The sequence below is a fragment of the Lyngbya aestuarii BL J genome (assembly GCF_000478195.2).
GTDB classification, from domain to species: Bacteria; Cyanobacteriota; Cyanobacteriia; order Cyanobacteriales; family Microcoleaceae; genus Capilliphycus; species Capilliphycus aestuarii.
Genome location: NZ_AUZM01000047.1, coordinates 42,491 through 48,589 on the forward strand (window position 1 = coordinate 42,491; position 6,099 = coordinate 48,589).

6 protein-coding genes are annotated in these 6,099 nt (G+C 43.3%); 3 read left to right on the forward strand and 3 right to left on the reverse strand.

The genetic code is table 11. From position 1 onward, the window contains the following. Positions 1–34: 34 nt before the first annotated feature. Positions 35–1,063 (reverse strand): GTPase ObgE, encoded by a 1,029-nt coding sequence (gene obgE / locus M595_RS18490; protein ID WP_023067901.1) that lies wholly within the window; start codon positions 1,061–1,063, stop codon positions 35–37. A 104-nt stretch (positions 1,064–1,167) separates the two neighbouring features. Continuing rightward, complete coding sequence (gene psb32 / locus M595_RS18495; RefSeq protein ID WP_023067873.1) at positions 1,168–1,887, reverse strand: photosystem II repair protein Psb32; 720 nt, start codon at positions 1,885–1,887, stop codon at positions 1,168–1,170. Positions 1,888–2,146: 259 nt separating this feature from the next. On the opposite strand from psb32, the gene M595_RS18500 reads away from it, so the two are divergent. The 3 genes from M595_RS18500 (at position 2,147) to M595_RS18510 (ending at position 5,577) form a co-directional block, all read left to right on the forward strand. Next, a complete protein-coding gene (locus tag M595_RS18500) occupies positions 2,147–3,724 on the forward strand; it encodes an NAD(P)H-quinone oxidoreductase subunit N (protein WP_023067895.1) in 1,578 nt (525 codons plus the stop codon). Between the two features lie 83 nt (positions 3,725–3,807). Beyond that, a complete protein-coding gene (locus M595_RS18505) occupies positions 3,808–5,133 on the forward strand; it encodes an APC family permease (RefSeq protein ID WP_023067874.1) in 1,326 nt (441 codons plus the stop codon). Between the two features lie 18 nt (positions 5,134–5,151). Further along, positions 5,152–5,577 carry a GNAT family N-acetyltransferase gene (locus M595_RS18510; protein ID WP_023067875.1) on the forward strand — a complete coding sequence of 142 codons (426 nt, stop codon included), beginning with the start codon at positions 5,152–5,154 and terminating at the stop codon, positions 5,575–5,577. A gap of 96 nt (positions 5,578–5,673) precedes the next feature. Here the strand turns inward: M595_RS18510 and M595_RS18515 are convergent. Further along, the coding region (locus M595_RS18515; RefSeq protein ID WP_023067910.1) for a photosynthetic reaction center family protein at positions 5,674–6,099 on the reverse strand (426 nt) is incomplete at its 5' end.

Sequence of the window (6,099 nt, forward strand, 5' to 3'; positions counted from 1 at the left end):
AGAAAATCAAAATTCTCTATCTCCACCTAACAGTTTAGCGAGTAGAAGTTGGATTTTCTGATAGAGATAACTCATCAAGCTTGAGCCAAACTTCCTGCATTAAATCATTGAGTCCAATTTGAGCAACCGCCGAAATGAGAAAGACTTTTGATTGGCTAACGTGCTGAATTTGAGTAATGATTTCTTGCACTTCTTCGCTGTCAGTATCTACCGCATCAACTTTATTTAACGCCACAATTTGCGGATGATCCATTAAACCCCGACCATAAGCTTCTAATTCTTGCTGAATCGTATGATAATTTTCAACAGGAGTCGGATCAGTAATATCAATTAAATGCAATAAAACCCGAGTGCGTTCAATGTGGCGTAAAAATTCATGTCCCAAACCTAAACCCGTATGAGCGCCTTCAATTAAACCCGGAATATCTGCAAAAACAGTACCATCTCCTGTCGGTTTACGAACAACCCCTAAATTGGGAATCAGCGTGGTAAAGGGATAATCCGCAATTTTGGGTTTAGCGGCAGATAATGACGAAATTAACGTAGATTTCCCCGCATTCGGTAAGCCCATAATGCCGACTTCTGCTAACAGTTTCAACTCCAATCTAAGCTGTCGTTGTTCACCCATTAACCCCGGTAAAGCATAATCAGGAGCGCGATTTTGGTTACTCAGAAAGTGAGCATTTCCTAAACCGCCTTTACCCCCTTTCGCAACACAAAATTCTTGATGAGGGTGAATCAAATCTACTAAAATTTCTTCAGTTTCTACATCATAAACCGTAGTCCCACAAGGAACTTCAATAATGCGATCGTTTCCGGTTGCGCCCGTCATATTTTTAGGGCCACCTCGTCGGCCATCTTCAGCACGAAAACGGTGATTGTACTTCAAATCGAGTAAAGTTTGTAGGTGTTCAACCGCGACTAAAATCACTGAACCCCCTTTTCCACCATTCCCACCCGAAGGCCCTCCGGCTGGAACATATTTTTCTCGACGGAAGGCGACGATCCCATCGCCACCTTTACCCGCTTCGACTAAAACTTCAACTTGATCAATAAATTGCATCTCTAGGACTGATAATCGGGACTTGGGATATTGGACATTTGACTTGGAACTTGAGATTAAAAAGATTCTCCTGGTGCGATCCCTGCCCCTATATCCTCGAAAGCTTAAGACCGTTGGAAATAGAAGTAAGTTGCCATCGGTGCAACAGTTGCCACAACCAAAACAATTACAACAATAATTGTAGCGGTTTGGTCATCAGTTTCTTCGGCCGTCTTAAAAGTACCTTCGACTTGAACCTGTTCCTTTTCGCTGGGTGGGCCAGGATCAGGATTTCCCGACAAGACCGTAACCAAACGATCGCTGGCAGCTCGGAAAGCTTCATTATACTTATTACCATCCCGCAACGGAACTTGTAACGTTTCGGTGGCGACACTTTCGGCAATTTCATTGGTAAGGAGCGACTGAACTCCCTCTCCAGTTACAATCGCACTATTATTAGTCAGAGTATCCAAAACTAACAGCGTTTCATTAGTCGCCGCTTCCGGAGTCGGAAACCACTTATTAAACAAATCCTCAGTAAAACTATCGGCTGTTTCCCCATAGTCAAAGCGACGTAGCGTCACCAAACGCACTTCATAACCCGTTTGCTCGGCGAGTTCCGATAACTTTTGGTTAATCTGACGTTCAGAGCTTAAACTCAAAACATCCCCATCATCGACGATCCAGGTTGGATCACCAGAAGTTAAGTTCGGCATTTGATAAACCCCAGTCGCCGCCGCAGGTGTAGCCCAGAGTTGAGCCATCAAAACCGCAAGGACAGTCGGTAAAAGCAACGGAACAAAGCGTTTTTTCCAATTTAAGATTTTGTTAAATAGCTGTATCATTAGATTTAGTTGACCCGTATGATCGTCTTTTCAACCCATCCTACTACTATACAATTTAAGCTGTCCGCTTCATCCATCTGCAAAAATAGAGTCTACAGTTTGAGCTATCTGTTTTGATTAGAATGCCAGTGATATCCTGATTGGTGATCAGCCTGTCCTCTTGAATCAAGACAGACAGAACGTTTATAGTGTCGGAAGTGTTTCGCTCAGACTGGCGATCAAAAACCAGTCATGGGGTATATATCGAATATCGAAGCTTATGGATTTTTCGAGTGTTGCAGCCCAGTTAAACGCTGGAACAATTCTGCCCGAGGGAATTGTCATTATCACCCTCCTAACGGTTTTAATTACCGATCTGATCGTTGGACGAACGGCTTCTTCTCGCCTGACACCCTACATTGCGATCGCAGGTCTTTTTGGGGCGATGTTCGCCTTATACTATCAGTGGAATAGTACCGATACCATCGGATTTTTAGGCAGTTTCAACAGCGACGCCCTCAGTGTGGTTTTTCGCGGTATTATCGCCCTATCTGCTCTGGTAACTATTTTGATGTCGGTTCGCTATGTCGAACAAACCGGTACCTCCTTGGCTGAATTTATCGGTATTTTACTCACAGCCTGTCTGGGGGGAATGTTCCTCTCCGGGGCGACGGAATTAGTGATGATTTTTGTCTCCCTAGAAACGCTGAGTATCTCATCATACCTGCTGACCGGCTACACCAAACGCGATCCCCGTTCCAACGAAGCCGCGTTGAAATACCTCTTAATTGGGGCATCGAGTTCAGCCGTGTTCCTCTACGGATTATCCCTCCTCTATGGACTCTCTGGTGGAGAAACGAACCTGACTGAGATCGCCAAAGTCCTAGCTACATCTGGGGCGGGTGAATCCTTAGCGATGGTGATTGCCCTTGTTTTTGTAATTGCGGGGATTTCCTTCAAAATTTCTGCTGTTCCCTTCCACCAATGGACACCCGACGTTTATGAAGGTTCACCCACTCCGGTTGTCGCTTTCTTGTCTGTCGGTTCCAAAGCAGCCGGGTTTGCCCTCGCCATTCGGTTATTAGTGAATGCTTTCCCCATTGTCAGCGATCAGTGGCGGTTAGTCTTTACAGCCCTCGCGATTCTCAGCTTAGTCTTAGGAAATGTTGTCGCCCTCGCCCAAACCAGCATGAAGCGGATGTTGGCTTATTCCTCCATCGCCCAAGCCGGATTTGTGATGATTGGGTTAATCGCCGGAACCGAAGCGGGTTACTCCAGCATGATATTTTATCTGTTGGTGTATTTGTTTATGAACCTGGGCGGTTTTACCTGCGTGATTCTGTTCTCACTGCGAACCGGAACAGATCAAATTAGTGAATACAGTGGGTTATATCAGAAAGATCCCCTACTGACTTTGGGTTTAAGTATTTGCTTACTCTCCTTAGGAGGAATTCCACCTCTAGCTGGATTTTTTGGTAAAATTTACCTGTTTTGGGCAGGTTGGCAAGCCGGATTATATGCCTTAGTTTTGTTAGGATTAGTCACCAGTGTAGTCTCAATTTACTACTACATTCGCGTTGTTAAAATGATGGTGGTCAAAGAACCTCAAGAAATGTCAGACGCGGTTAAAAACTATCCTCAAATTCGCTGGGATTTACCAGGAATGCGGCTCTTACAAGTGGGATTAGTGATGACATTGGTGGCGACATCCTTAGCCGGAATTTTATCAAGTCCTTTGTTTAACTTAGCGAATAGTTCTGTGAGTCGGACTCCCATGCTACAAGCCTCAATTGTTCAAACTAAACAAATGGCTGCTGTTAGCTCTAAATCTACTTTATCTCCTGTACAACAGAACTGATTTTAGCTTTTCTAAATTGACTTCAAGGGGTGTGTAATCATGCCCCTATTTTTTGAAAGTTGCCCAATCTAGGAAAAAAAAGTATGTCTGCATCCAATCATTCTCCCCAACAACTTAAACGCGAATTAGGTTGGTTTGGTGCCACCACTATGGGGTTAGGATCAGTCATTGGTGTCGGAATTTTTGTTAGTTTAGGTTTAGCTGCCGCTTTGTCTGGTTATGCAGTCATTGGGGCATTAGTTGTAGCAGGAATCTTACAAGTTGCAAATAGTTTGAATCTCGCTCAACTCGCCGCTAGTCATCCCGTGAGTGGGGGAATTTATGAATACGGTTACAAGTATCTTAACCGTTGGTTTGGTTTTACCGGAGGGTGGATGTATCTGCTCGGAAAAACGGCTGTTGCTGCGACGGCGGCTTTGGGTTTTTCCAGTTATCTGATTAATACAATTGGCATTTCAGAGTCTTTTTTAGTTCCTATTGCTGAAATTGCTGTTTTGGGTTTAACTATTGTTGTCTTAGGTGGAATGCGACGTTCTAAAGCTGCAACCACCGTGATTCTTTCTGTCACTCTATTTTCTTTATTCTTTTTAATTATTGCCGGAGGATTTGTATTATCTCAGCGTGGTTTTTTGACCGTCACTTTTGCAGAAATTGATCTCAAAACCGGATTAAAAAACTTCCTCGAATCTGTCGCTTTATTATTTGTTGCTTATAACGGCCCAGCCCGGATTACGATGTTAGGAGAAGAAATTACAGAACCTCGTAAAAATATCCCCAAAGCGGTTCTAATTACTCTCGCAATTACTACTGTTATTTATGTCGGTGTTGCCCTTGTTAGTTTAGGAACAATTGGAGCAAAAGCATTAGGAATTGCTTCCGAACAAGCAGCACCCTTAGAAGTAGTCGCCCAAAGTTTAGGCATTCCCGGTGCAAAAACCCTATTAGCAATTGGGGCAATTACCGCAACTTTAAGTGTGTTATTGAGTGTTATTTTGGGATTATCTCGGTTGCTGTTAGCGATGGGAAGACGGGGCGATATGCCGAAATTAGTTGCCCAGTTAAATACTGACGGAACCACACCCTATTGGGCGGTTATTTTTATTAGTATTGCGATCGGACTTTTAGTCTTGACTGGGGATGTAAAAACCACTTGGTCATTAAGTGCGTTTGGTTCTCTCTGGCGCTGTGGAATTGTCGGTTTAGCCGCATTGCGTCTGAGTGATGAACAACGATTATATCCCGTTTGGATGAGTTGGTTTGCATTTTTATCCGGCTTATTTTTAGCCTTCTGGATAGAATGGCAAGTTTGGTTGATTGGTGTAGGATTAATTGGTGTTGGGTTAGGGTGGCATTTTGTTGCATTTAAACTGAATGAAAGAGTTGATTTACCCCAAACGAGTAGTGATTAACTGAATAAATTTAAACCCATGATTCGCCCTTACCAAGAACAGGATATCAACCGTTTGTTAGAGGTTTGGTATTCCGCCTCAAAGATCGCTCATTCATTTTTGGATGAAGCATTTTTGGAAACAGAACGTCAAAATATACCGAATATTTATTTACCTGCTGCCGAAACCTGGGTTTTTGAACAGGATAACCGTGTTGTGGGATTTATTTCGCTATTAGATGAAGAAGTTGGGGCGATTTTTGTAGAACCCCAATTTCAGCGTCAGGGTATTGGAGGGGCTTTAATCAATTGGGCGCGAACAATACGAAGTCAACTTTTTGTAGAAGTTTTTAAAGAAAATAAAGTAGGACGAGCTTTTTATGAACAATATGGTTTTACCCTGATTGATGAACATCTTCATCTAGAAACAGGCTATCTGTTATTACGTTTAAGACTAAAATATTAACGGATTCATCCGAAACATATCATCTAGCCGAACAAAAATAAGCAACAAAAAACGCCCCCCTTTTGGAGAGCGTTTCTTGGTTATTCAAGCTAGAAATTAGCCTTTGATAACGGGAGCAGACTCAACAGAAGCTAAGTCTAAGGGGAAGTTGTGAGCGTTGCGCTCGTGCATAACTTCCATACCCAGGTTAGCGCGGTTGATCACGTCAGCCCAAGTATTGATCACACGTCCGCTAGAATCAATTACGGATTGGTTGAAGTTGAAACCGTTGAGGTTGAATGCCATGGTGGATACACCTAAAGCAGTAAACCAGATTCCGATTACCGGCCATGCACCTAACAAGAAGTGCAGTGCGCGAGAGTTGTTGAAGCTAGCGTATTGGAAGATCAAACGACCGAAGTAGCCGTGTGCTGCAACGATGTTGTAAGTTTCTTCTTCTTGACCGAACTTGTAACCGTAGTTTAAAGATTCAGTTTCGGTAGTTTCACGTACCAAAGAAGAAGTTACCAAAGAACCGTGCAT

Coding starts and splice junctions, on each gene's coding strand:
- M595_RS18505 (WP_023067874.1), top strand. CDS start 3,808: ATGTCTGCATCCAATCATTCTCCCCAACAACTTAAACGCGAATTAGGT.
- M595_RS18500 (WP_023067895.1), top strand. CDS start 2,147: ATGGATTTTTCGAGTGTTGCAGCCCAGTTAAACGCTGGAACAATTCTG.
- obgE (WP_023067901.1), bottom strand. CDS start 1,063: ATGCAATTTATTGATCAAGTTGAAGTTTTAGTCGAAGCGGGTAAAGGT.
- psb32 (WP_023067873.1), bottom strand. CDS start 1,887: ATGATACAGCTATTTAACAAAATCTTAAATTGGAAAAAACGCTTTGTT.
- M595_RS18510 (WP_023067875.1), top strand. CDS start 5,152: ATGATTCGCCCTTACCAAGAACAGGATATCAACCGTTTGTTAGAGGTT.